Genomic DNA, 22,590 nt, shown 5'->3' with positions numbered 1-22,590 from the left:
CGAGTTGGTAACTCAGGAGGTAGCCGCCTGCTTGCTGCGTGATGATCTGCTCCGTCCGGAATGATCGTCGATTGCTTCGTGAGGTGTTGGTGCGGCGCGTGCTGTCCGGTGAGGAGGTCGCGCGGGTGCGGATCCTGCTCCCGCATCTGGATCGGGTAGAGGTCCAGGACATCCGGGACGAGGGTGGCGAGGTCGTGGTGGCGGCTCGGGTGGCCGGGGCCACGGCGTGCTGCCCGCGGTGTTCGTCGGTGGCCTCCCGGCGGCATAGCCGGTATCGGCGCAGGCTTCAAGACCTGGCCGCGGGAGGCCGGCCGGTCCTGCTCCACCTGGAGATCCGCCGGTTCTTCTGCGACAACACCGGCTGCCCGGCGCGGACGTTCGCAGAGCAGGTCCCTGCGATGACGCGGCGGCATGCGCGGCGGACCCGGCAGCTGGGTGCTGTGCTGCAGGCCGTCGCCCTCGCGCTGGCCGGTCGTGCCGGGCAGCGCCTGGCGGCCCGGTTCGGGCTGGCGATCAGCCGATCCACCCTGATCCGGCTGGTCCGCGCACTGCCCGACCCGCCGATCGGCTCCATCCGGATCCTGGGCGTGGACGACTTCGCCACCCGCCGTGGCCACCGCTACGCAACGATCCTCATCGACATGGACACCCATCGTCCCGTTGACGTCTTGGCCGACCGAACGGCTGAGACCCTCGCCGCCTGGCTGAAGAAGCATCCGGGCATCGAGGTGATCTGCCGGGACCGGGCCGGCGCCTACGCCGACGGCGCGCTCGCAGGGGCCCCGCAGGCCGTTCAATGCGCTGATCGCTGGCACCTCTGGCATAACCTGGCCGAAGCCGTTGAGCGGACCGTCTCCCGCCACCGCTCCTGCCTGCGTGAAGAACGCCCCGAGCCGACCCCGCCCGCCGACACACCGCCCAAGGCGACGTCGTCCTCCCGGTTCGCCGACCGCACACGCGCCAAACACGCCCGGATCCACGAGCTCAAGGACGCCGGGCACAGCCTGCGCGCCATCTCCCGCATGCTCGGCATGACCCGCAACACCGTCACCCGCTTCGCCCGCGCCGCCACGGCGGACGAACTGCTGTGGGGCCAATGGACCACCAAACCCAGCGTCGTCGACGACTTCAAGCCCTACCTGCACCAGCGCTGGAGCGAGGGCGAACGCAACGCCACCCGCCTGCTCCAAGAGATCACCGCCCTCGGCTACCAGGGCAGCTATGCGGCGCTCCGCGACTACCTGCGGCCCCTGCGCACTCCGCAACCGGTCGCGCCACCGGCTCCTTCGGTCCGCAAGACCACCGGCTGGATCACCGCCCATCCCGACCGCCTGGAGGAGGCCCACCGGCTCCAACTGAAGGGAATCCTGGCCCGCTGCCCCCCACTCGCGGCACTCACCGAGCACGTCCGCGCCTTCGCCGTCATCATGACCCAACGCAAAGGCGATGCCCTCGAAAACTGGCTCCAGGCCGTCCGCCGCGACGACCTGCCCGCCCTGCACACCTTCGCCAACGGCATCGAACGCGACCTCGACGCCGTGACCGCAGGCCTCACCCTGCCCTGGAGCTCCGGAGCGGTCGAAGGCCAGGTCAACCGCATCAAAATGCTCAAACGCCAGATGTTCGGGCGTGCCGGCTTCGCACTCCTCCGCAAACGCATTCTCCACCCCAACTGACCATCACCCACCGTCACCGCTTCACGGAGTTTGTGCCAGATCCCGTTCTCACTTACGTAGCCAGTGCACTGACGATCAGGGGCGGTGCACGCCAGACGCGTCGACGGCCACTCCGGCGAAGTCTCTCACCCCTCCTCGTCAACTCTCGCTGACGAGGAGGGGTGCCGGGATTCGTTGGAGTCCCGTCATCCGGCACACGTCCGGACAAGATCAGGAGCTGTCTTGCGGCAGGGAGGTGCTCGGGGCAGCTGCCTGGATGCCTCCTCCGCCGGACGGCCAACGGGCGGCTGGGGCGGAGATCCAGGGCGGATCTCGGTGGGCGGCGTGGTAGTGATCAAGGTTCTGGCCTCGCTGTGGCGGATTCGCGCAGATCGGTCGCCTCGGCTGCGCTGGCCAGGCCATCCCAAGGCTGCCCGGACATCGCGCGGGATGGGGTTGCGTCCCGGAGCACCCACCCCGCACTCGCCACTGGATCCCTTCGATGAGCTGCTCCTTGTCCACTGCGACGGCCGACCCTGCCTTGTACCCGCAGGCAGCAAAGGCTCCTATAACCGCCCGCTGCCCATCGGTCAGGTCGAACTGCCCCGTCACCGCCAGGGCGGCCACGAGGTCTCCGGTACTTCAGGTTCTGCTGGGTCGCTGAACCCTCCACCGGAGACCTCACTCGTAAACGATCGCGACACACCGCCACATCCCAGAGTTCGAGAGATGGCCCAGGGCCTGTCGGTGGATCCTGAGGCCAGACTCTGCCGTTGAGAGGCATCGGGGTCCACGGCACGCGTCTGTCGGCAATCATGGGGAATCGACAGAGACGCCTGAGACGAGGGAGCGGATAGTGGAACACGGATTCCGTGAGGGCCTTTGGCTCGACGGTTGGGACCAGCAGAGCGTCTGGGGCTACGACGAGGGCATGGTGTCCTACTTCGCACAGCTTTGGCGCAACGGGGACAACGGTGACGCCCCCACCATCTGGATCTCAGGCATGAACCCCCGCTACGAGTACCCCGAACGGCTCCTCGGCGCGATCGTCGCAGCCACCCGGGCCCCGGCGCTGGAGGTCTTCCGGGCGATGCAGCGGCCCGATGCCGCCCCCGCCGGGAACTCCCCAGCGCGCAGCCTTCCTCGGCACCCAATCCCCACCAAGGCCGAACTCCAGCGCCAGTACGCCTCCGCCTCCTCCTCCGACGACCCCTACCCCGGCGGCGTGGCCGACGCCCTGGCCTGGCTGCTCGGCATCGGTCAGAGCACGGCGGGTCCCGTCACCGGCCAGCACGCCTCCATCCCCCCGACAGAGGAGGAGATCGACGCCGAACGGTGGGCCGCCTCCGCCGCCGTCCACCAGCGCAGCGACCATCCCCAGTCCTGGTTCGTCGGCGTCGAGGGCACCCTGATGTGGGCGCGCGGCCAGATGGATGAACCGCTGTAGCACCCACCACACGAACAGCGCCCCCGGCGGAAGCTTCTAAGGCCTGTGCGATGTTGTGATCAGCGGGCTGTCTGGAGAAGGTCGTCGATCCAGATGATTGACGGAGGCATGCGAGGTAGCTTTCGGGCGACTTGTCGTAGCGGGTGGCGACGCCTCGCCAGGCCTTCAGCTTGTTGATCAGGCGCTCGACGGTGTTGCGTTCCCGGTAGAGGCCGGAGTCGTGGCCGACGGGCCTGCCGCCTCGGCTGCCCTTGTTCCTGCTGGTTGGCCGCCTGGTCCTTCTTCTCCGGAATGACTGCCTTGATGTGACGTTTGCGCAGGTAGGGGTGGTTAACGTGGGAGGAATACGCCTTGTCGCCGGCGACCGCCTCAGGCCGGGTGCGGGGACGGCCGACGGGCAGGCGGATGCGCACCTTCCTCAAGACGGGGATGAACTGCGGGCTGTCGGCGGCCTGCCCGGCGGTCAGGACGAACGCCAGCGGGCGGCACCTGCGATCGGCGGCCAGATGGACCTTGCTGGTCAGCCCGCCTCGCGAGCGCCCCAGCAGAGCCTGTTTCAGGCGGAGCTTGCGCCGTCGCCGCAGGCGCCGCCGCTCGTCCCGGCCGGGGCCGTCTGCGCTCTCCTGCCCGTCGGCCTCGTGCGCGCCGCCCCCTTTTGCCGGGCCCTGTCCTGCTCGGCGGCAGCTTTCTCCAGAGCGTCCAGGACCTCGGCGTCGATGCGCATCCCGGCCGCCTCCTGATGGGCGCGGGCGGTGCTGGAGTCCACGCTGACCAGGGAGATATCCGTCTCGCCCCGGCGGGCCGCCTCGGAGATCAGGCCTTCCAGCAGGGCGGTGAAGACCCCGGCGTCCCGCCAGACGCGGAAGCGTCCGTAGACGGTCGGCCACGCCCCGAACTCCGCGGGCATCTCCCGCCACTGGGCGCCGGTGCGAAACCGCCAGACCATCCCCTCGAACTGCTTGCGCAGCCGCTCGGGATAAGGGCCGAAAGCACCGATCGGCAGGTAAGGCGCGATGAGCTTCCCCTGCTCGTCGGTGAACTGCCTGCGTCATGTCCGACTTCCTACCGGACCCCACCCCCGGTGCGGGACGGAACCCAGAGATTGATCACAACATCACACAGGCCCTAACGGAGGGCCTGGTGGGCTCGGGCGGCGTGGAGGGCGGCTTCCAGGCAGGCGAGGCGGTCGGCGGGGTTGTGGGATTTGTTGGCTGCCAGGAGGAGGGCCTGGTGGACGGCGAGGGTGAGGGTGATGAGTTGGGCGGCGAACTCCTCATGGTCGGGTAGATCAGCCAGGTAGTCATGTTCGGGCCAGGTGAGAGAAGGAGCGGTGGCCAGGGCGATGGCGGCTTCGTCGGCTTCGAGGATGGCGGCCTGGTAGGCGGGCACATTCGGCTCAGGGCAGAGTTCAGCGAGGGCCAAGGCGGCTCGGCTGACGAGTTCGAGACCGATGTAGGCGGTGGCGACGAGAGTGGAACGGGCTGTGGCCTGCTGCAGTTGACGGGTGACGTGGTCGAGGTGTTCTTTCACGGGGTGGGGCCCTTCGAGGTGGAGTGGGTGGCGGACGGGCTCGGGTGGGGAGCGGTGGGGGAAGGACCGGTCAAGGTGGCGTCGGGTTGGTTCGGGTAGTTCTGCCGAGCCAGGTCGCCGGGGTGAGTGGAGACGACTCGGCGGGCACCGAGGTAGAGCTCGTCTCGGGGGACACCGCTCCAGGTGGAGAGGGTGTCAGCGAGGAGCTTGCAGTTCTTGACGCGTTTGGATGTGGGGTCCTGGATCGCGAGGGCCACTGCCTGGTGGAAGGCCTGCTCCGCAGCGGTGGCGGTGAGCAGGTCGGTGCCTTCGACGGACAAAGTGGGGAAGGCGGAGGCCCTCGCCAGGTCCGTGGGTTTGAGGAGGCGGCGGTAGGGCTTGCCGATGATGCGGACTTCGTAGAGCAGGGTGTCCTGGCCTGAGGAGAGGGCGACGACGACGCCCTGGTGCGGGGTGTAGCGGAGTTTGACCTCGTCGCCGGGCTTGTAATGGGCTTGTTCGGCGATATCGGTTCGGTGCCAGGAGCGGGCTTCGCGGAGAGCGGCTTCGAAGTTGAGTTCGTGTGCGTCGGTGTAGTGGATCAGGTCACGGAGCAGGGTGGCGAGTCTGGCCTGCTGCCACCAAGGGGTATCGGGAGGCTCCGGGATGGAGTCGAGGGACGCTTGGTCGTGGGCGTTCAGGGCGTGGGCGGCGGAGTTCCTGGCGTGCTCGACGGGATTGAAGGCTTCGGTCATGGGCTCACCTGAGGGCCTTGGTCACGAGGCAGGCGTGGTGGGCGGCGGCCAGACATGCGGTGCGGTCGGTGGCGCTGGTCTTGTTCGCTGCCGACATCAGGGTGCGGGCTATCTGGTCGGTCAGAGCGGTGAGGGCGAGGACGAGCGGAACCGGGGCGCCGCCTTCGGCCAGGTAGGTCTCTTCGGGGCGGCTGAGGACGGGGATGGCGAGAAGGTCGCGGATGGCCAGGCCGGCTTCGTCACAGGCGGACAGGTAGGCATGGGAGGTGCCCTCGGGGCTGTGTTCAGCGAGGGCGTGTGCGGCCCGTTCGGCCGCTTCTAGGCCAGTGATGGCGGCGTCGAACTGCTGGGCGAGGCTGCGGGCATCGACGAGGCGGGCGGTGAGTCGGGGCAGTTGGAGCTGCACGGATACCTCCGAGGTGCGTGTGGGAACGGCGCGATCGCCGGTTACTCCAGGTGACGGATGGTTCAAGAATGGTGATCGATGAAGCGCCTGTCAACTTTAATCAACAGTGTTTGGTTCTGTTGACTACTGGCGCTTCCTTGGCTGAGGGCGAGGGAGAACGTTCTTGCCCCTGCCGAGTCGGACGTCTGGACCAGGAGCCGGCGCTGAGTCGAAAGCAGACAGAAAACTTTCCGCAGCGAGCTGGGCCGGAGAGAGAAGCCGGTTTTCGTCGATCGCATCGTGAGCGGTGGCTTCAGCGCAGGCCAGAACCCGTTCAGGGCCACTGCCAGACCACTTTCCGAGCGCTTCGGCAAGGTGCTCACGATCTTGGAGGACGGCCTCGTCCGGCGTTTCGTGGATGAGTTCGTCGTTCCGCACGGCCAAGGCGAGGGCCACGAGCAGCCGCTGGGCTTCGGTGGGCGTGGTCGCGGTCAGGTTAAGACTGGGCACAGGCACGGGCCAGAACGGATCCGCGGGAGAGAGCCGCCTTGTTGGAACCCGCACGAGATGGCCGTCATAGCCAGGGACGCTGAGAAGCCGAAGACCTGTGCCCTTCTCGGTCTTCGCCGTGGCGACGACGATGCCCCGGAGAATGAGGTCTCCTTCGCCGAAGGTGAGTTGGACGAGGCCACCGGGCATGTGGCGCGTGCTCCTCGCCGCCATCAGATGCCGTCCTCGTCGTCCAGCGGCTCCAGTCCGTCATCGGATGGCAGGGGAGTATCGCTGATCTCCCTGAGCAGAGCGATGAGCTCCGCGTCGCTCAGTTCCTCGGTGCACTCCTCGGTTCCCTCCTCGGTGTCTTCGTCGGGAAGACAGGGAGGCTCAGGATCGAACCAGCCTTCGACGGGCGGTTGGAGCCGGGCCCGGTGCGGTTCAAAGTGCTGGGTCTCCGAGCATTGGTAGAAGGGGCCGCGGGGGCCCATGAGGATGGGCATCTGGTGGTCGAGGTGGTCGCGGAACCACAGGCCGATGCCCGTCGCGCCCTGCAGCCGCATCGACTCCCAGGAGTACCAGAGGGCGGAGAGACGGATGATCGCCTCGGCGTGGCGCCACCATTCGGCGCACCACCGGTATTCGCCGCCGAGAGAGCGCCGGTAGACGGGGTTGAACTGGCGGGTCACCCAGTCGGTGAGGTCGCTGTAGCGGGTTTCGAGGCCGTCAAGGGCGGACGGGTGGGCGTCTACGGGCAGGTCTGACTGCATGAATCCTCCAAAAACAGTTCTTCCAGGTCATGGGCGTCGTCCCTTTCTCGCGAGGTTGGGCGAAGAGAATCAGGTGAGGTTGCGCCTGTCCGCATACCGGGCAGCGCCGGCGGAGATGGCCGCCTCGGCTTTCTGGATGCAGACGGTGATGCCATCGGCTTGAAGGCTGCGGTACCAGGGCTTCAAGTGGAGCAGCGCGGGCTTGCCGCCGGTGGCGAGGAGCAATGCTGTGTTCGGCGGAAGGGCCCGGATGGCGGCGGGTTCGAGGATGTCCTGGCGGCGGAGGGAGACCTGCTCACTGGTCCGCCCGTCACCGTAGGTGAGGGAGCTGGTCGGTACGTCGTGCTGGCCGACGAGGGTGGCGAGGTCGCGGACGAGGCGGGGGGAGTCGACGCCGGCACCGATGAGCTTGCGGGTGGTCGCGCCCCAGAGAGCGGCCATGCCGGGTTCGCCCCACACGGTCACGCCCTGCTCGTAGGACTGCAGGATCGTGACGGGGATGATTCCTCGGGAGCCGAGGTGGGAGTAGAGCTCGGGCAGGTCGGCGATGCGGCAGATGTTCGCGGCTTCGTCCAGGACGACGACGAGCGGCGGGTCGAGTCGTCCGCCGGAGCGCTCCGCGCGGCGTTCAGCAGCCCGCATCGTGGCGTCGGTGAGCGCAGCGATCAGGGGAGAAGCTGCGGAGCGGGATTTCGACAGCAGGTAAAGGGTCGTCTCGTCGGTGAAGTCGGATGGGTTGAAGGACGGAAGACCTGGTTGGGGCGTGACCCACGTGATGATCTCCTCGTCGCGAAGGCACTTCGCCGCCGTTCGGGCGGTCTGGTAGATGCCGTCCCGGGTCTCCACCGCGCCGTGCTGCGTTCCCTGCAGAGAAGAGGCCATCAGCTCGAAACCGCTCGCGGACAACAGCTCGATCGGCGTAGGGACACCGGGCTCGTCCAACCAGCGGGCCACCTGGCGAAGGTTCCCGCCCGAGCCCGCTGCGGCGAGGAAGAGCGCCGACAGCAGGTCCTGGGCGGCCGGCCCCCACAGGTCCTTCTTCTGCGGGTCGTCGACGGTGAGCACGAAGTGCCCGGCAAGCCGATGTGCGTCCTCGACGGTGTCGAGACCGTCGAGCGGATTCCACCAGAATCCCTGCCGCTGGTAGGTGATGTGCTGCGGATCGAACAGCCACACCTTCTTACGGAGCGCGGCCGTCGCCGCCCACAGGTCGGCCTTGTTGCTGGTCACGACGACCGGGCCGGGCGCCGACAGGACGTAGGGAATGGCCAGCGCCGTCGTTTTGCCCGAACGAGGAGCCATGAACGCGGTGATCGTGTCCTCCCAGGAGGAGAACAGGACGGGGCCCTTGCCGCGAGGCAGCATCAGCTCACCGAGGAGAAGACCCACCTCACCGGGCTCCAGCCGCTTGTCCCCCGGCAAGGATCGGCGTAGCTGAACGGCCCGAGTCGTCGTCGCGGACACCGTCAAGTTCTCCACTCCCGGATCACGAGCGAGGGCGGCGACGGGATCGTCCGGAGCCGACCACCGGGAGGCCGCGAACGTCCAGCCCCACCAGGTGAGGCCGCTGAGGGCTCCGAACATCACCAGCCAGACGAGGACGACCAGGGCAGTGGGTGTTCCGGGCCAAGCTTGCGCGTAGTCCTGGTGGAGCAGGGCGACGATGAACTCCGCGCCGAAGTTCGCGACGTCACCTCGATAAAGAGAGGCCACCTTGGCCCCCGACCACAGCAGCCACAGCAGGCCGATCGGCGCCCAGCAGGCGAAGAGCACCGTCCAGCCGCCTGTCGCTCCGGTGTGCCAGAACGACGGCTTGGGGCCGAGCGAACGAGTCAACTGGTGGCCCCCTGCAGGATCGCTTGGCCGGTTGAGGCTGTAAATCTGGTTCGCGCGATTCCTCGGAACAACGGGATGATTCCGGCGTGAGCACGAGCCCGGACCACGGTTCCGACATCGGCAAGGCCCTGCGACGGCATGTCTTCGGTACTCCTGCCGACCCTGTTCCAGACCTCATGTCTGAAAACGCCAAAGCCATCCAGCGTTACGTCGTCTGGAAGCGGCGCAAGCCCCGATACCTCAAGCTCCTCGGCGGCCTTCCGGAAGGCGAGAGCCGCTTCAAGGCCGCTCTCGTCCGTGATGCTCGAGAGATCAGCGATGAGGACCTCGATCGGCTGCTCTCCTGCGGATGGCGCCCTCGCCTCACCGCCGCATGGCTGATCGGCATCGACCGCCGTCGGCACTACCGCGAGATCCTTGGCGAGCTTCTCCTGGAGAGCGCAGGCCCGTACGCAGGTAAGGGCTACTGCTTTGCACTCGCGCGCTTCGGCCAATCCGAAGACGCCGAGATCCTCGCCGCTTACCTGGACCGCTATCTCCCCAGGACGGACTGCTACTACGACCAGGGCTCGGCTATGGGGGCGCTCTTGCACCTCGATGAACGGCTGGGCACGCACTACGCCGAGCGTTTCGTCGAGACCGGGTTGTGGCAGTCCTCGGCGTACTCGGACACAGAGCCCGCCGTCTACCACGAAATGATCGCCGACTTCTGCGAGACCGCCGGCAAGATAGCCGACGGTAACGCTTGAGACCGGATGAACGGTGAGAACTTCGGATCGGAAACCCTGACTCACCGGGCGCTCCTGAAGTCTTGCCTCTGCCGACCGGAGTCTGGCCGGATCCGTTGGTCAGTGTCGTATAGCCAGTGCTCCGCCCCTACGAGAGTGAGCTGGACGGGCAGCCCGAGCCGCTCCCCAGTTTTGATCAGGTAGCGGCCGCGGCCGGGATGCCTGGCCCCCGGTTGCCAGGTCTCCGGCGCGGACCAGGACGTGACGAGCTGTTGCTCCGGCTCCGTCAACGGCGTGATCTCGTGGACCCGGGTGAGCTCCCGAGGCGGCAGCCCGGCCAGCACGGTGATCGCGCTTCGGTCGACGAAGCCGCGGGCTTTGGCTCGGTCTTCTTCGGTGGGCAGCGCGTCCAGGTCTGCAAGCGAGTGGGTGATCATGATGCTGGCCATGCCTTTGGCCCTGCTGAGCCGGGTCAGCGCATCGGCGTGTTCGACGAGGCCAGGCGCCCCGCGTAGGGCCCGCCACAGTTCATCCATGACGCCGAAGTAGGAGCGGCGCTGTCCGCCTAGGGCTTCGGCGGCGTCGATGGTGCCGTAGGCGTAGCTCCAGGTGCAGAGCATTGCCGCGGTGAGCAGTTTGTCTCCGGCTGCTCCGATGCGGGAGATGTCGACGCTGATGGCAGGGGCGTCGAGATCCAGCGGTGTGGTCGTGGGCCCGTCGAAGACGCCTGCGAGTGAGCCGTTGCAGAGCAGGTCGAGAGCGAACACCAGATCCCGCACTTCGCGCCGGTAGGCCTGCTCGTTGCGGGCCCGGGCCGCCGACCAGAGTTCGGTGGAGCCTTCTTCGAGCGCGGACAGCACGTCTGGAACGGTCGGCTCTTCTTGGAGCCGTTCGTCGAGTAGGTCGATCACTCGGCCGAGGACGACCTCCTCGGCGTTGGTGATGCGGTCCTCCCGCACCAGGGTGCAGAGCGCGAGCAGCAACGACAGTCGACGTCCGCGGACTTCGGCTCGCAACGCTTCGGCTTTCGTCCCGTTCAGCTTGCGCAGGGCGGAGCCGAGCGGTCCGGAGTCGAGTGGGTTGACGCGGTCGAGGCCCCGCCCGATCTGGATGACCTGGCCGCCGAGGTGCTGGACGAGGTCGGTGTAGTCGGGCTTGGTGTCACCGAGGATGATCGGGATGGTTCCGGTGGCGACGGCTCCGGTGACGAGGCGTTTGATGAGGGTGGACTTGCCGGTGCCGGGCTGTCCGAGAACGAACATGCCGGGGTTGGTGATCAGTCCGGCGCGGCACCAGGCCAGCGGGTCGAGGCAGACGACTTCCCCGTGCAGGAGGTGGCGTCCGACCGGGGTGCCGACGGTGGGGCTTCCGGATCCGGCGACGAAGGGGAAGAGCCCGCAGAGCTGGGTCGTGGTCGCCTGGTATTCCGGTGCTGCGGTGACGTTGGCCGCTCGTCCGCCGAAGCGGTGTGGCCAGCCCCAAGCGGGAGCCAGCGGGTCGGAGGCGGCCAGTTGCTCGATGTTCAGATGGACCTCCGGGTCAGGTCGGTCGGGCAGATGCCGCAGGGCAGGGTGGTGGCGAAGCCTGCGGCTTGGCTGCCCCACAGGATGCGAAGCCGGGTCTTGCTGGAGTCGCTGGCCGATTCCACGTCGGCGACGGCATGGGAGAGCTGTTCGGGATCGGTGACGGTGACCGTCGCATACAGGGAGACCAGGCACAGGCCGGCTCCGGCGGCTTCTTCGGCCGCGGCTTGGCGGGCGCGGGCTGCATCCCAGGCGTCGTGGGCGGTTTCGTCCCGGCCGGTCCGCTGCTTGACCTGGGCGCGGAAGGCGGCGGCGTTGACCTCGTTCTGCAGGGTACGGCTAGCTGTCGCCGAGTCCAAGGCGCGGTATTGCAGGGTGATGCGTTTGGGGTAGGGGCCGGGTGCGACGAGGCGGGTGAGGATATCGGAGTGGACGTTCTGGCGAGGCGGCTCCTGCCAGGCCCAGGTGACGCTCGTGCCGCCGTCGTGCTCGTACTTGTTCGGGTGCTCGACGGCGTGAACGGGACCTGAGTCCGCCCAGCCGAGGAGCTCTGAGGAATCGGGGCGGCTCAGCAGGCGGGTGACTTCGGCGCGCGAATGTGGGTCGAAGGCGGTGCGGATCGTGCCTGCGAGCTGGGCGGCGTTCATCCGTCCGGCCACGGAGACGCCGCAGCCGCCGAGCCGTCCCGCGAGAGAGTCGAGGATCCGGCCGAGTTCGGCGACCGCCTGGGTCAGGTCCTTGGCTTGGGTGCGCTTCGGGTCGAAGGTGACCGAGACGCGGGTGTCGACCTCGGCTGAGGCCGCCGGAGCAGAAGCCACCAGCTGACCCAGGATCTCCTGGGCTGCCCGTGGCGCGTTCGGCTTGATGGATGAGGTGACGACGTCGGAAAGCGTCGCACCTGGCGAAGGCGCGGTCTCGACGGTGACCGTCACCCAGCGTACGGCGGGCATGTGTCCGAGTGAGGCCAGCCAGCCGCCCCAGGAAGCGACCCAGGCGTCGGCCTCGTCACGGTCGGCGAGCCAGGGCGAAGCCGGAGTGACGTTCAAGGTGGCGGTCAGGAATCCGGTTCGCCGATCCCAGATGACGCCGTACCTGCTGCCGTACCCGTCTTCTGCGGACAACAGCGTGAGCGGTGCGAGGACACCGGGGAGCTGGAAGGCACGGGGATGGTCAACGACGATGCCGGCCCGGTAGCGGGTGTAGCCGCGAACGCTGCTCCACCACCAACGGATCCGGGCCAGCAGGAAGGTCGCAACCGGTTGTCCGCCGACGTGGATGAAGCACAACAGGCCGATCAACACGACAGGGAGTGAGAGGTAGAGCAGGACAGTGGGCTTGAGGGAGGCGGCGATGAGGAAGACCAGCGCCGCTCCGAGGGCGAGGAATGTCGTGGTGGTGTCCATCCCCGCCAGACCGAGTCCTCGCCTGCGGCGCCAGCCGCCGTAGGTGCGTATTGAGTCAGACACGGTTGCCTCCCGCTCCCGATGGACCGTTGTCTTCGGCCTGCCTTCGCCAGGTGATGGGAGCGGCTGACGGGAAACGATCGTTGGTGGGCCGCTGCCCGGAGCCGGTGGGTCCGCTGCCGCTCGGTGCCGGTGGAGCCGCTGGCGGTTGGCCTGTGTTGGCTCCTAGCTGCGCGTTGCCCGGTCGTTGCTCGGTGTTCTGGTTTCCACTGCCGGGAGGAGTACTTCCTCCTTGCTGTCCTGTGTCCAAGTTGCCTTCAGCAGCGGTTAGTTGCTGTCGGCCCGGTTGGTCGGCACTCGGTGGCGAGCCTGAGCCCTGCGGTTGGGCGGAGCCCAGCTGCTGGTCGAGGTGTCCCGCATGCTCAGCGGCTCTCGCCACGCCGGAGGCTGCCGCGCCCGCAGCTGCTCCGACCGGACCGAAGCCGCGCGCGGCCCCGATTGCCGTCGCGCCGCCGATGACTGCTCCGAGCAGGCCGCCGCCTCCGCTGCCGCTTGAATCTGCTCCTGTCGTCCAGGTGAAGAACTTCAGCAGGACGGGGAAGGCGACGAGGGCCAGGACGAGCATGGCCAGCCCCATGAGAGTCGTCTGCAGGCTTGTGCTCGTGCCGATCAGGGTGAACGCTGCGGCGTAGACGGCTGCGGCGGCGGCCGGGTAGAAGATCATGGAGAGCATCCAGCCGGTGACCTTCTTCAGCCAGTCCCGTGTGGCCGGGGCGAGCGTGCCGGCCGCGGCCAGGGGCAGTACCCCGGCGAGGATGATGAGCGAGGACTGGCGGAACAGCAGCAGGATCGCCTGGATACCGCCGATGATCAATGCGACGAGCCCGAGGACGAAGGCCAGCACGCCGGGCACGGCTTCGCTGGCCGTCACGATCTGGGTCATCCGTTCGGCGAACGCATCCCCGGTCGAGGTGTTGAGGACCCATTCGGTCCATTCATCCACCCATCGGAGCAGCAGGTTCGGCAGCGTCACCCCGATCGCGGCCACAGTCGCGACCAGGGCCAGTCCGGAGCCGACCCCGATCAGCGGGTCGGCTTTGCGGGTGAGGGCCATCTTGCCCGCGGCCAGGAGCATCGCCAGGACGGCGACGGTGAGCTGCACCGGCTGGAACAGGTTCTGCAGATGGCCGACGGCTTGTTCCCGCTCTAGGTCGGGGGAGTCGATCTGGACCCACCAGGAGGAGGTCTCCTTGAAGAACCAGCCGACGGATTCTTGGAAGGCCCGTCCGACGGCGTCCATGGTGTTGGTCCCGAAGTTCTGGACGCTGTCGGGGATGAGGAAGTCCCGGACCTGTTTCTGGGCTTCTTCCAGCTCTGGGCTGGGTTCGGGCCCGATGCAGGGGAAGTTGAAGATGCTGCACTCCGGTTCGGTGGGCGCCCTCACGCGCTCCCTCCAGTGAACAGCTCGAAGTCCTCCTGGGTGAGGGCGTCGGGTAGTTGGGGCAGCCAGCCGCCGCCGTCGGGGACGACGAGCTTCCAGTCCGAGCCGTCCCACTGGAGATCCAGCTTTGCGGAGTAACGTGTCGTCTCTCCCTCAGGGGAGATCAGCAGCTCGAGGGTCGCCTGCTGCGGGCTGGAGACGAGGAAGCGGTAACCGACAAGCGAGGCGCTGCGGTCGAGGGGTTCTTCCCCTGTCTGTCCGTATTGGTCTCGGACCGCACCCAGCAGGGTGTCGCGGCCGGGGCCGGTGGTCTGGTCGGTGATCGTGGGTTCGTAGATGGAGGGGCCGACCTGGGGGCGGATTCGGGCCGAGATGTGCGTGGCCGCCAGGAGGGCGCCGGCTCTGGAGTGGGAGAACCCGTGGGCCAGTCCCTCGTCGGTCTCGTACGGGCCGTCGGCTTCGGAGTGGGGGAGGACGGCGGAGCGGTAGTCGCTCCACTCCCAGCCGGTCTGGTTGACGGGACCGTGGTCGAAGGCGTCGGGCGGGTCGTTCTTTCCCAAAACGAGCCACAGCACCGTGCCGAACAGCGCGGCGACGAGGACGGCCGGGACGGCGAACTTGCGGGTGGTGTTCATGGGTGGACCTGCTTTCACTTGAAGAAGACGTCGACGATGGAGGCGGCGGTGGCCGCCAGGGACAGGCCGCCCAGGACCCACGGGATGCCGGTGGCGCCGTCGGCGGCGAAGGAAGAGCGGTTCTTGCGGCCGATGGCCATCTGCCCGCCGCAGATCAGCAGCCCTGCGACGCCGCAGACCAGGACGCCCCACTTGCCCCACGCGATGAGCGTGGAGACCTGATCGTCCAGGCCCGGTGGTGCGGACGGCGCGGGGTCGGGGACTTTGACGGGGCTCTCGGTGGGTTCGGGGTCGCCGGGGGCGGCCAGCAGCCGGTATGCGGCCTCATGGATGTGGACGGACAGGCGCAGCATTGTCATCGGCCACCGCCCTGGGCCAGGTAGGTCAGGTGCCGGATCTCCGTCAGCGCCCGCTGGGCGCGTCCGTTGAGCGTGACGTTGCCCGGGTCGTCCAGCAGCCGCAGCTCCCGCAGGTAGGGGAACCGCACGATGCCTCCCACCCGGGCTTCGAGCAGCAGGAACCGCGCGGAGGCGTCCTTGGGTTCTGCGGCGCCGTCACTGACGACGGCCAGGCACGCGACGCGTTCCTCATAGCCGTGCAGGACGGTGACGGCCGTGGTGGCGGCGCGGGTGGCCGACACCGTGTTGCGGCAGACCAGCACCAGCGGCCGGCCCTTGGTGAGCACCGGCGGGGTGCTCGGTTGGTAGCGGTGTGCGAGTGAACCCAGGTCCCAGGACGGCTTGAGGAGCGCGGCGATCGTGGTGCAGCCTGCACCTCCGTGCGCGCCGACGACCACGACCTCCGGGCCGCCGGGTGGCCAGAAGTCGTATCGGTGTCGCTTGTGTCGACCCACTCATGAACCTCCGAAAATTCGTGTCGCTGTGTGGTGTGGCGATGACAGTACGTGTCATACTCACAGAGCGCAAGTAGCGCGACACGAACACGAACAACACAGTGAGACCACTGAGCGCTTGAGCGCGAACACAGAAAGGCAGACCCATGACCACAGGAGACGACCTCGTCCTGACCACCGCGGAGCTGGCCGACCGGATCGGCCTGTCACCCCAGACCGTCCGTCGCATGGCCAATGCCGCGCAGTTGCCCGGTCTGAAGTCGGGGCGGGACTACCGCTTCCTGTGGCCGGCCGTCAAAGCCCACCTGCGCAACCCCGGACACGCCGCAGCCCCCGAGACCGACAACGACCAGGTCCTGTCCACCGCGGAGCTGGCCGACCGGCTGCGCCTGTCAACCCAGACCATCCGCCGCATGGCCCACCACGACCAACTCCCAGCCCTGAAGTCCGGCCGCGACTTCCGCTTCTCCTGGGAGGCCGTCAAAGAACGCCTCTGGCACCCCATCACCCTGGAGGACACCACTGACCAGCCCCAAGGCGCAGGCTTGCGCGCCCAGCGCCGAGCCCGCGACACCAACGCCCTCAACGACTAACCCCGCCGGGCGGCGCCCATGCTGAAACCCGCCCTCGGCGCCGGCGCCGCCCTCCTCGCCCTGCCCGTCCTGACCGTCGTCCTGCTCACCGCCCACAGCCAAGCCGACGGCTCCAACAGCCTCGATGCCGCCGAGCCCACAGACGAGGCCATCAACGACATCCCACCGGCCTACCTGCGCCTCTACCAAGAGGCAGCCCGCCCACCCGGCCTGACCTGGAACGTCCTGGCCGCCATCGGCGACATCGAAACCGACCACGGCCGCAACCCACCCCACTGCATCCCGAACGCGGCCGGAGCCGCCGGCCCCATGCAGTTCCTGGCCATCACCTGGTCCGTCTACGGCATCGACGGCAACCGCGACGGCCGCACCGACCGCTGCGACCCCGCCGACGCCATCCCCGGCGCGGCCAACTACCTCGCAGCCAACGGGGCTGTTAAAGGCGGCAAACACCTCGAACAAGCGCTATGGCACTACAACCACGCCGACTGGTACGTCCGTAAAGTCCTCGACCGGGCCAAGGACTACGCTGCCCCACCCGCCACCGGCGACGGCGCCAAAGTCGTCAAAGCCGCTCTGCGCTGGCTCGGCACCCCCTACTCCTGGGGAGGCGGCGGTCCCTCGGGGCCCACCTACGGCATCCAACACGGCGCCGACATCAAAGGCTTCGACTGCTCCGGCCTCGCCCAACACGCCTGGTCCAAAGCCGGCATCAACCTCCACCGCGTAGCCGCCGACCAGTACAACGACGGACCCCACATCCCACGCGACAAACTCCAGCCCGGCGACCTCGTCTTCTTCGCCACCAACCCCGCCAACCCGCGCACCATCCACCACGTCGGCATCAACATCGGCAAAGGCCGCATGGTCCACGCACCCCACACCGGAGACGTCGTCCGGATCGCCAAATTCGCCGACGTTCCTTACCGAGAACGCGAATACGCCGGTGCCACCCGCCCCGTACACAAGTAGTCCTGACGCTCGCCACACGACGACCCGGAGGCTCGATCCTGCCCAGGTACAGCATCAACAATCTCGGAAACCTACCACCCACGCTCGACATCCCCACAGCCGCCAAAATCCTCGGCCTCTCCCGAACCAAGGCCTATCAACTGGCCAAGGAAGGAAAATTCCCATGCCGAGTTCTGAAAATTGGCTACTCCTACCGAGTCTCCACCCAGAGTCTCCTTCGTCTTCTAGAAGTTGAGACCGCATCCAAGAGTACGTAGCAAACCAGAAACGCTCACCGTCGGATCTGTCTAGATCAATAGGCAGAGGAGCTCCTTGTGTACGCGGAAAACAAACCATACCCATAGTGAAGTGTTCTGTCGGAGAGGGACCATCTCAGCGGTAAAGGACTGACTCTTCAACCTACTGGCGAGCGGGCGTTCTCAGCAGGAACCTTTCCTCGCATACATGTGCAGGGCTGACCCGACCTGGCCAACCTTGTTGTCCCAGCGAGCGGAGCATCCCCGCGCGTGCGGGGCCGACGAGAGGTCCGGCGGGAGGGCACCCGGTGAAGAGGGAGCATTCCCGCGCGTGCGGGGCCGACTGGACACCGAGCTGCGCGGACGCGACCCGGTTCGGAGCATCCCCGCGCGTGCGGGGCCGACATCAGCGGCACCGTCCACATCGTGACGCCGTCCGGAGCATCCCCGCGCGTGCGGGGCCGACTCGCGGCCGAAGACGCTGATCAGGGGTGCGGCCGGAGCATCCCCGCGCGTGCAGGGCCGACATCGCCGACCTGCAGCGAGCGATGGAAGTGGGAGGAGCATCCCCGCGCGTGCGGGGCCGACCGCGCCTTCGGCCTCGAGTACGGGGCGTTCGACGGAGCATCCCCGCGCGTGCGGGGCCGACAACGCCGCGAAGTCGAGCGCGTCCTGCGTGACCGGAGCATTCCCGCGCGTGCGGGGCCGACGCCAGAGCGCGCTCGGAGTCGGCCACCTGCCGGGGAGCATCTCCGCGCGTGCGGGGCCGACGTGCGGCCGGGTCCGGCGAACCAGTCGCAGTAGGGAGCATCCCCGCGCGTGCGGGGCCGACCCGCGTGCCACGCTGGCCGCCATGACCGTGGAAGGAGCATCCCCGCGCGTGCGGGGCCGACGTGCGAGGCGAAGTCCGTGACCAGCACCGAGCAGGAGCATCCCCGCGCGTGCGGGGCCGACGTGCGCTGCAGGTGGGCCACCCGCATGTCCGGTGGAGCATCCCCGCGCGTGCGGGGCCGACTGGTCACGGCCGGGGTGACGCACGGGCCGACGAGGAGCATCCCCGCGCGTGCGGGGCCGACAAGGGCATGTTAGGCGGATAGGGTGCGTCAGACGGAGCATCCCCGCGCGTGCGGGGCCGACGGCCGCTCACTCTCTACGGCCATGAGGCCCTCAGGAGCATCCCCGCGCGTGCGGGGCCGACCTGTAGAGGTGGCCGTGCAGATAGGCGGTCACCGGAGCATCCCCGCGCGTGCGGGGCCGACACTTGCTGACCTGGGTTTTCTTCAGCGATACGGCTGGTTTTTGTTCAGTAGGAATTCTTTGGACTGGGAAGAGGTGGCCTGCATCAGAGGGCGGGACGGGAGGCGGCACGGCGGCGGGCGGAGAGGATGAGGCCGTCGAAGTCGGTGGGGTGCCAGCGGTCTTTGCCGGCGGTGCGGACGGACCAGCCTTGTTCGTTGGTGGAGGGTTCGACGAGGATGGCTTGGCCGTCGCCGATGCGGGTGGCGAGGAGGTTCCAGAGGCGGTCGCGGATGCGGTGGCTGGGGTTGCCGACGAACACGCCGGCGTTGACTTCGATCATCCAGCGGGTGAGGTGGCCGCGGAGGCCTTCGGGGGCGGCGATGAGGACGATGACGGTCATGGGGCGTCGAACTCGGGGCCGATGATCGCCATGTGGTCGTCTCCCATGGTGGGCTGAATGAGGTTCGCGCCGAGGTTGATGGCCAGGTCCGATTCACTGGCCCAGTTGACGCCGCCGGAGACGGAGCCGACGCGTTCGTCCCATAGTTCGTTGGTGTCTTCTTCTGGTGGTTCGGCCCCTTCAGCGGTGAGGAGGGTCTTGATGTCAGAGACGATGCGGTCAAGGAGGCGGGTCTGGGCTATGCGGTCGCGCAGGCCGATGCGGGCGTCACGTTCTTCGGTGAGGCCTTGGGCCACGAGGTCGAAGGCGAGTGGAATGGTGTACTCGGCTTTGTAGAGGTCCGCGATGTCCAGGACGAACGAGATGGCCGAGCCTGTGTGGACGAACCCGAGGCCAGGGCTGGCGCCGATGCCGACGATGACCGCATGACAGATCCCGTATAGAGCGGCGTTCGCCGCCGACAGGAGGCGGTTGAGGTCGTCCCCGGTGGCGAAGGCATCGCCTGCCTTGTACTCCCTGCGACTCCAAGGGACCGATGTCCGTTCGGAGTGCGCTTTGTAGAGCTTGCGGATACGGGCGCCCTCCCGCCCGCGGAGTTGTTGCATCGTGGCTGAGGAGACGTCCTCGCCGGGAAACCGCATGCCGTACATCGCACGGGCCACGGCCAGCCGTTCCTTCGGGCGGGTGACCAGCCAGGCCTGCCGGTGTAGGAGGCCCGCACCCCGGGCAGGGCCCAGACCTGCCGCGTACATGCGGACGCCTTGCTCGCCGACCCAGCACACGGCGGTGCCGGAGTCGGCGAGTAGACGGATGGCGCCGTGTGTGATCCGGGTACCGGGTCCGATGAGCATGACCGCGACCATTGCCGCGGGTACGCGGACCGTCTCCCGTTTGTTGATGACGACGACGGCGTTCTCGTCCCTGTCGATGTGGCTGCGTTCCACGTAGACGCTCGAGACACGGTCTGACACGCGGTGTAGATCGTGTGGGTGGGCCTTCCACCAGATATCGGCCAAGTCAGTGACCGCCTGGGAGAGGAGCGAGGGTGAGAAGCCCGCAACCGTAGGCCTTCGAAGGGCCGATGCCCTCCAGGAGAGCCCGTTCGAGTAGGACGGGATCGGTGACGCGCAGCCGTCCTTCGAAGCTGGCCGTATGGATGACGACGTGGTGGCGCTGACTGCTCTTCGGGAAGGATCGGCGCTGCCTGGCGATGAGCCGGACATCCAGCGCGGGGACGGCTGCGTCGTCAGTGATATCGGCAATTGCGGGGTCGGTTCGCGCGGACGGGATCTCGAAACCGAGGCGCGCAGTTCGGCTGATCAGCCAGCCGAGCTGGGCTGATGCGGTGCGGTGCCCGATGCGAAAGCCCCGGTGCCTTCCGTCGGTGATCTTCTCGTTCTGGGCCTTGGTCGCTTTCTCCGGCCGTTTGGCGTTCTGGACGGGGCTCGCGGTCAGCCGGAAGGCGAACTCCTTGCCCACGGCGAGCCTTTTGAGAAGAGGAGCGTACTCGCGAACGGTCGCGTGCTCCCCGTCGGCGTACGGCCAGCCGGCCGCCTCGATCAGATGCGACCAGTCCGGACGCGACCTCGTGAGCACGAAGAGCATCGGACGGTGGGCGTTGTCGGCGTCGAGCCGCCAGAGGACCCGCTCGGTGTCCGGGGCTCCGGGGATGCAAGCGGCGACCTGCGCGTGCATGATCCGCGGATTGGCCAGCATGCTCCGGCTCTCGGAACGCAGAGGGTTGATACGGATGCGAGAGAGATAAGTCATGGTTCACCAGCCGAGGAGGGCGAACGGATCGTGGCCCCCCTGATCGTCGTCGTTCCGTGTGATCGGGTCACGGTAGTTGGTCGGGATGGACACGTAGGTGTGCCGGACCCGTCGAGTGGTGTAACGCCGATCCAGGGGGTCGAAGGACACCGGTTCGTCGTTCACGACATCATCACCCGCCGGGTCCTCGACCGTCACCGGACGGTCGATGCGGGCGAGCCTTCCACGCTCGCGCGCGAAGGCCCGGCGCGCGGCTCCGCCCGCGTGCCACGGCTCTTCGGTGAGGGCCTCGATGAGGGAACCCGTCCGCATACCCAGCAGGACCGGCTGCGTCGGCGTGCAGGAACGCCGACCGAGGGCCAAGGGGAACGCCGGATGGGTGACGGCGTGCGCCAGCGAGGACAGGATTTCTTCGGGACCAGCGATGGCTGCGACGAACACAGCGTCCTGAAGGTAGAACCGGTATGTGATGTGAGTGCGCTTGGCGGGCGACGTCGGGAGCTGGGTGCCCTTGGCCGATACCCCGACGCGAAGGAGCGGCCGATCCCGGTAGTCGCTGACAGTGTGATAATCCCGCAGCAGGGTGCCCTCCTGGTCGACGCGGACGCCCATGCGGAGGCCGAGCAGGTCGCCGAGCGGGTCCTCACGTCGCTTGCCCGCCGCGGCGGCGAGAAGACCGACCACGCCGGACTTCGTCGGTTCCGCCCGGGTCTCTCGTCGGTTGAACGGAGTTCTCTCTCCCCAGGACTGGAGGGGTCCGGCGAGCCGGAGGAGAAGGACCCGTTCGTCCTGAGACGGCATCACTGAGCCTTCCACGAAGCAGCCAAGGCGTCATCGAGCTGGGACAGCAAGGTGCTGAAGGCGAGATTCTCCCCGAACGCAGCGGTCAGGGACTCATCGTCGAAGGCGTGAGAGGCCCCGGCATAGGCGGGTTCGTCGCCCCACTGCTTGCAAGAGCGGGCGAACTCGGCGGCCAGCCGCTGCGCGGAGACCTGGGCGAAGCCCTTGTCCTCCCTCCCGTTCGCCACCGGGGTCTCGAAGGCGGAGACCAGGTTCACCGGCTGGTCGTCACGGAGAACGACGGCCACGAGGCTGGGACGGGTCCGGTGCGCGAACGAGTTGATGTGTCCGGTCGGCATGGAAAGGGCGAAAGCCTCGGCGAAGAGACCGACGGCCTTGATCGCCTCGTCGACGTTGCCGAGGTTCTCGACGAGCTGGTGAACGCCGACGGTGGCGTGCCGGTAGAGAGTGGCGGAGTTGAAACCGATGCTGCCGATCATCCCGGCGCCCGTCTCGTCCACCTCGTTCTCGTCGTCGACCGCGGTGTAGTAGTCGGCTTCGAGCTCCACAGGGTGCGTGGACAGGGCGTGCGCGACCTGCGTGGCTGCGTCCACGTTCAACGACGGGATGTCGGCGACCATGCGGCCGAACAGCGCGACTCCGATGGTGTGGCCGGTTTTGAGCTGCTCGGAAACGTCGACGCCCTTCACCGCCTCTTTGAGCGCGGCGTCGTCGAGCTGGGCGAGTTCCTTGGCCTGGTCGGCGACGAGGTCGACGATCCCGTCGAGCTGCCGGTACCCGAAGAAGAGGAGATAGGAGGTCTCGTCAGCCTTTTTCTTGGAGGGTTTGATACCGAGAGGCTCCAGCAACGCGGCGGCGATACGGTTGGCCTGCTCGGACTCGATGCTGGTGCGATCCTTCAGCCGCTCGGCGAGCTGCCCGGTGAGCCGCTTAGTGCGAGTCGTCTGGTCGGCCTCGGGGAGCTTTCCGTCGAAGAAGATACGGGTCGCGCGCTTCCACGCTTGCGAGGAGACCCGCGAGCGGCGGACCCCACCGAACTTGGCCTCCTTCGGGTTGCCCTGGTCATCCCGGTTGAGATTCGCGGGGGGAACCGTCTGGATGATGTGGAAGTCGACGTACTGACGCTTGAGCATCGTTGTCTCCGGTG

General features: G+C 67.7%; 23 protein-coding genes, 1 pseudogene and 1 CRISPR repeat array. Of the genes and pseudogenes, 6 read left to right on the top strand and 18 right to left on the bottom strand.

The window, feature by feature from the left end; translation table 11 throughout:
- Positions 1–83: 83 nt before the first annotated feature.
- Positions 84–1,676 carry an ISL3 family transposase gene (locus C2865_RS14050; RefSeq protein WP_232835592.1) on the top strand — a complete coding sequence of 531 codons (1,593 nt, stop codon included), beginning with the start codon at positions 84–86 and terminating at the stop codon, positions 1,674–1,676.
- Positions 1,677–2,511: 835 nt separating this feature from the next.
- Positions 2,512–3,102 carry a hypothetical protein gene (locus C2865_RS14045; protein ID WP_106398907.1) on the top strand — a complete coding sequence of 197 codons (591 nt, stop codon included), beginning with the start codon at positions 2,512–2,514 and terminating at the stop codon, positions 3,100–3,102.
- 59 nt (positions 3,103–3,161) lie between these two features.
- Here C2865_RS14045 and C2865_RS14040 read toward each other — a convergent pair.
- The 7 genes and pseudogenes from C2865_RS14040 to C2865_RS14015 all read right to left on the bottom strand — a co-directional run bounded on the left by C2865_RS14040 (position 3,162) and on the right by C2865_RS14015 (position 8,849).
- A pseudogene (locus C2865_RS14040) lies at positions 3,162–4,117 on the bottom strand (IS5 family transposase).
- A 110-nt stretch (positions 4,118–4,227) separates the two neighbouring features.
- Positions 4,228–4,632, bottom strand: coding sequence for a hypothetical protein (locus tag C2865_RS14035; RefSeq protein WP_106398906.1), 405 nt, complete (start codon positions 4,630–4,632; stop codon positions 4,228–4,230).
- The gene (locus tag C2865_RS14030) at positions 4,629–5,366 is read right to left on the bottom strand and encodes a hypothetical protein (RefSeq protein ID WP_106398905.1); all 738 of its coding nucleotides are present in this window, start codon (positions 5,364–5,366) and stop codon (positions 4,629–4,631) included. Before C2865_RS14030 ends, C2865_RS14035 begins: the two co-directional genes overlap by 4 nt.
- Before the next feature lie 4 nt (positions 5,367–5,370).
- A complete protein-coding gene (locus tag C2865_RS41405; protein WP_106398904.1) occupies positions 5,371–5,772 on the bottom strand; it encodes a hypothetical protein in 402 nt (133 codons plus the stop codon).
- Between the two features lie 123 nt (positions 5,773–5,895).
- Positions 5,896–6,450, bottom strand: a complete 555-nt coding sequence (locus tag C2865_RS39380) for a hypothetical protein (RefSeq protein ID WP_157963704.1) — start codon at positions 6,448–6,450, stop codon at positions 5,896–5,898.
- Between the two features lie 23 nt (positions 6,451–6,473).
- Positions 6,474–7,013 carry a DUF4913 domain-containing protein gene (locus tag C2865_RS14020; RefSeq protein WP_106398903.1) on the bottom strand — a complete coding sequence of 180 codons (540 nt, stop codon included), beginning with the start codon at positions 7,011–7,013 and terminating at the stop codon, positions 6,474–6,476.
- 69 nt (positions 7,014–7,082) lie between these two features.
- Positions 7,083–8,849, bottom strand: coding sequence for a type IV secretory system conjugative DNA transfer family protein (locus tag C2865_RS14015; RefSeq protein WP_198653318.1), 1,767 nt, complete (start codon positions 8,847–8,849; stop codon positions 7,083–7,085).
- Between the two features lie 86 nt (positions 8,850–8,935).
- Between C2865_RS14015 and C2865_RS14010 the strand changes: the two genes are divergently transcribed.
- On the top strand, positions 8,936–9,598 hold the full coding sequence (locus tag C2865_RS14010; RefSeq protein WP_106398901.1) for a DUF6000 family protein: 663 nt from the start codon (positions 8,936–8,938) through the stop codon (positions 9,596–9,598).
- Positions 9,599–9,639: 41 nt separating this feature from the next.
- On the opposite strand, the gene C2865_RS14005 is transcribed toward C2865_RS14010, so the two are convergent.
- From C2865_RS14005 to C2865_RS13980, 6 genes are read right to left on the bottom strand one after another with little or no spacing between them, the layout of a single operon-like run.
- Entirely contained in the window at positions 9,640–11,181 is a 1,542-nt protein-coding gene (locus C2865_RS14005) for a hypothetical protein (RefSeq protein WP_232835591.1), read from the bottom strand.
- Positions 11,100–12,566: an SCO6880 family protein gene (locus C2865_RS14000; protein WP_106398900.1), complete on the bottom strand. Its 1,467-nt coding sequence runs from the start codon at positions 12,564–12,566 to the stop codon at positions 11,100–11,102. The genes C2865_RS14005 and C2865_RS14000 overlap by 82 nt, the downstream gene beginning before the upstream one ends.
- Positions 12,559–13,947 carry a TrbL/VirB6 family protein gene (locus C2865_RS13995; RefSeq protein WP_106398899.1) on the bottom strand — a complete coding sequence of 463 codons (1,389 nt, stop codon included), beginning with the start codon at positions 13,945–13,947 and terminating at the stop codon, positions 12,559–12,561. The genes C2865_RS14000 and C2865_RS13995 overlap by 8 nt, the downstream gene beginning before the upstream one ends.
- Positions 13,944–14,579, bottom strand: coding sequence for a DUF8175 domain-containg protein (locus C2865_RS13990; RefSeq protein WP_106398898.1), 636 nt, complete (start codon positions 14,577–14,579; stop codon positions 13,944–13,946). Before C2865_RS13990 ends, C2865_RS13995 begins: the two co-directional genes overlap by 4 nt.
- A gap of 14 nt (positions 14,580–14,593) precedes the next feature.
- Positions 14,594–14,938: a hypothetical protein gene (locus C2865_RS13985; RefSeq protein WP_198653317.1), complete on the bottom strand. Its 345-nt coding sequence runs from the start codon at positions 14,936–14,938 to the stop codon at positions 14,594–14,596.
- A complete protein-coding gene (locus C2865_RS13980) occupies positions 14,935–15,432 on the bottom strand; it encodes a hypothetical protein (protein WP_157963703.1) in 498 nt (165 codons plus the stop codon). Before C2865_RS13980 ends, C2865_RS13985 begins: the two co-directional genes overlap by 4 nt.
- A 146-nt stretch (positions 15,433–15,578) precedes the next feature.
- On the opposite strand from C2865_RS13980, the gene C2865_RS13975 reads away from it, so the two are divergent.
- From C2865_RS13975 to C2865_RS41735, 3 genes are read left to right on the top strand one after another with little or no spacing between them, the layout of a single operon-like run.
- A complete protein-coding gene (locus C2865_RS13975) occupies positions 15,579–16,025 on the top strand; it encodes a helix-turn-helix domain-containing protein (RefSeq protein ID WP_106398896.1) in 447 nt (148 codons plus the stop codon).
- An 18-nt stretch (positions 16,026–16,043) separates the two neighbouring features.
- The gene (locus tag C2865_RS13970; RefSeq protein WP_106398895.1) at positions 16,044–16,997 is read left to right on the top strand and encodes a C40 family peptidase; all 954 of its coding nucleotides are present in this window, start codon (positions 16,044–16,046) and stop codon (positions 16,995–16,997) included.
- Positions 16,934–17,254 (top strand): helix-turn-helix domain-containing protein, encoded by a 321-nt coding sequence (locus C2865_RS41735; protein WP_332873367.1) that lies wholly within the window; start codon positions 16,934–16,936, stop codon positions 17,252–17,254. The genes C2865_RS13970 and C2865_RS41735 overlap by 64 nt, the downstream gene beginning before the upstream one ends.
- A 234-nt stretch (positions 17,255–17,488) precedes the next feature.
- A CRISPR array of direct repeats spans positions 17,489–18,492; the repeat unit is 28 nt; unit sequence GGAGCATCCCCGCGCGTGCGGGGCCGAC.
- A gap of 83 nt (positions 18,493–18,575) precedes the next feature.
- On the opposite strand, the gene cas2e is transcribed toward C2865_RS41735, so the two are convergent.
- From cas2e to cas7e, 5 genes are read right to left on the bottom strand one after another with little or no spacing between them, the layout of a single operon-like run.
- On the bottom strand, positions 18,576–18,872 hold the full coding sequence (gene cas2e / locus C2865_RS13960; RefSeq protein ID WP_106398894.1) for a type I-E CRISPR-associated endoribonuclease Cas2e: 297 nt from the start codon (positions 18,870–18,872) through the stop codon (positions 18,576–18,578).
- On the bottom strand, positions 18,869–19,888 hold the full coding sequence (gene cas1e / locus C2865_RS13955) for a type I-E CRISPR-associated endonuclease Cas1e (protein WP_106398893.1): 1,020 nt from the start codon (positions 19,886–19,888) through the stop codon (positions 18,869–18,871). Before cas1e ends, cas2e begins: the two co-directional genes overlap by 4 nt.
- A 1-nt stretch (position 19,889) precedes the next feature.
- Positions 19,890–20,642, bottom strand: coding sequence for a type I-E CRISPR-associated protein Cas6/Cse3/CasE (gene cas6e / locus C2865_RS13950; protein WP_106398892.1), 753 nt, complete (start codon positions 20,640–20,642; stop codon positions 19,890–19,892).
- A gap of 3 nt (positions 20,643–20,645) precedes the next feature.
- Positions 20,646–21,443, bottom strand: a complete 798-nt coding sequence (cas5e, locus tag C2865_RS13945; RefSeq protein ID WP_106399348.1) for a type I-E CRISPR-associated protein Cas5/CasD — start codon at positions 21,441–21,443, stop codon at positions 20,646–20,648.
- A complete protein-coding gene (gene cas7e / locus C2865_RS13940; protein ID WP_106398891.1) occupies positions 21,443–22,576 on the bottom strand; it encodes a type I-E CRISPR-associated protein Cas7/Cse4/CasC in 1,134 nt (377 codons plus the stop codon). The genes cas5e and cas7e overlap by 1 nt, the downstream gene beginning before the upstream one ends.
- Positions 22,577–22,590 lie beyond the last annotated feature (14 nt).

The organism is Actinocorallia populi (assembly GCF_002995495.1).
In the GTDB taxonomy this organism is placed as follows: domain Bacteria; phylum Actinomycetota; class Actinomycetes; order Streptosporangiales; family Streptosporangiaceae; genus Actinocorallia; species Actinocorallia populi.
The sequence above is the reverse complement of the archived record's forward strand: the minus strand, read 5'-3'. Positions and strand labels throughout refer to the sequence as shown.